This window comes from Streptomyces niveiscabiei, assembly GCF_001419795.1.
GTDB lineage: Bacteria > Actinomycetota > Actinomycetes > Streptomycetales > Streptomycetaceae > Streptomyces > Streptomyces niveiscabiei.
In genome coordinates this window covers 1-2,070 of sequence record NZ_LIRL01001419.1, presented here as the reverse complement: position 1 = coordinate 2,070, position 2,070 = coordinate 1, and the positions used below count along the sequence as shown (strand labels likewise).

The 2,070-nt window shown below is 71.8% G+C and carries 2 protein-coding genes; both read right to left on the bottom strand.

The window, feature by feature from the left end; all coding sequences use genetic code 11:
* Positions 1-14 precede the first annotated feature (14 nt).
* Positions 15-1,040 (bottom strand): pectinesterase family protein, encoded by a 1,026-nt coding sequence (locus AOK24_RS44630; RefSeq protein WP_055725501.1) that lies wholly within the window; start codon positions 1,038-1,040, stop codon positions 15-17.
* Between the two features lies 1 nt (position 1,041).
* Positions 1,042-2,070, bottom strand: a 1,029-nt coding sequence (locus tag AOK24_RS44625) for a pectinesterase family protein (protein ID WP_055725500.1), incomplete at its 5' end; no start/stop codon positions are given.

Below are 2,070 nucleotides of genomic sequence, written 5' to 3'. Positions count from 1 at the left end.
GGTGCGGGGTGGTGCTAGCGGTGCGCTCGGGGACGCCAGTTCCCGAGGTAGGTACGCGGGGTGTGGACGACCGCCGCCGCGTCCGTCAGGTGGGGCCGGTTCTCCGGCACCGAAACCACCGCGCCGGGGCCGGAGTTGGCGTACTCGGCGAAGCGCATGGTCTGCCAGGGGTACGCGTCGCGCATGTTGGTGTACGGCGCGACCGCGTCGATGCCGGGCCCGATCCAGGTGTCCCGAACCACCAAGGAGGGCCAGGCGGTTGTCTCGTACGACGGCACCCAGGGGCGGGCGATCTTGTACGCCGCGTCCTCGGCCGCTGAGGTGATCCGGCCGCGCACGGCGAGGAAGCCGTAGGGGTTGGCGCGGGCCGTCGAGGGGGCGAAGACCATGCCTTTGGGGGTGAAGGACACGTCCCGCTGGAGGGTGTGGAAGCGGCAGGTGTCGAAGATCGCGCGGGCCCGCCCGAAGACGAAGTCGACGTCGCCTTCGATGTGGCAGCGCCGGTAGTAGTGGCGGTCGAAGACGTCCAGCGCGGTGGTGTCCGCGAACAGGGTGTCCTGGTGGGCCAGGAGGCGGACGTTCTCGACGTGCGTGCGGTCGCCGGTGAGGTAGGCGGCGACCGCCTGCGTGCCGGTGATGTCGGGGTGGTCCGCGCGCAGCCAGTCGTTCGCGAGGGTGAGGTCGAGGACGGTGAGGCCGGGGGCCGCCGAGGTGAACGTCGCGGAGCCGGCCGTGCCGTAGGTGCCCGAACCGTCGGGTTTCGGGGTGCCGTTGGCGTTGTCGTAGACGATGACGGCGGCGCGAGGGTCGCGGACGGCTCCCCTGATCGTCAACTCGGCCTTGTCCGCCGGGACGTTGACGACTTCGCGGTACGTGCCGGGGTGGACGACGATCGTCCAGCCGGGGCCGGTGACGCGGTCCACGGCGGCCTGGACGGAGCTGCCGGGGCGGACGTGGACAACTCGCCTCGCGGGTACGGCGGTTGCGGGGGCCGGCAGCATCGCCGCCGCGCTCCCCGCCAGGAACGCACGGCGGCGCATCTCAGCAGCCCTCCGGTTCCCAGTCGCCCAGGTAGGCGGCGCGGGTCGCCGATTCGGCCTGTACGGCGGTGAGTTGGGGCCGGTTCTCCGGGACCGTGATGACCGCGCCGGGGCCCGAGTTGCGGTACTCGGCGAAACGCTGGCTCTGCCAGGGGAAGCTGTCCGACATGTTCGTGTACGGGGCGACCGCGTCGATGCCGGCGCCGAGGCGGGTCTCGCGGACCGTGAGCATCGGGCGGGCGGTCGGGTCGGAGCTGGGCACCCAGGGGCGGGCCAACTTGTAGTAGGCGTCGGGTGCTTCGCTGGAGACGCGGCTGCGCGAGACGAGGTAGCCGCGCGGGTTGGCGCCCGCCGTGGAGGGCGCGAACACGAAGCCGTACGGCGCTCCCGCGAGGTCGGTGCGGGTCAGGGTGCGGAAGTGGCAGCGTTCGAAGACGGCGGTCGCGCGGCCGAAGACGAAGTCGACGTCTCCTTCTATATAACAGTCCGCGAAGTACTGGCGGGCGAAGGTGGCGAGGCTCGACGAGTCGGCGTACAGGGTGTCTTGGTGGCCGAGGAAGCGGCAGTGGTGGAACGCGCTGCGGTCGCCCTGCACCTTGATGGCGACGGCCTGGGTTCCGGTGATCTCGGGGTGCTCTGCGCGCAGCCAGTCGTTGGCGAACGTGACCCAGCGGGCGGTGAACCCGGCGGCCTGGACGGTGGTCGTGGCCGAGCCCGTGGTGCCGTAAGTGCCCCCGCCGGGCTTGGGAGTTCCGGCCGCGTTGTCGTAGACGACCACCACGTCACGGGGGTTGCGGGAGGCGCCGATCCAGGTCATGCCGGTGCGGGTGGCGTCGACGGCGACCGTCTCGCGGTAGGTGCCGGGGGCGAGGACCAGGGTCCAGCCGGTGCCGGTGACGGCGGTGACGGCGGCGCGGACGGAGGTGAAGTCGCCGTTGCCCGCGGTGTCGACGTACAGGGTCTGGGGGGTAAGGCGGTTCGACGGGGAGCCGTAGCGGCCGAACGGCCTTGTGGGGCGGTGGTGTTGGGC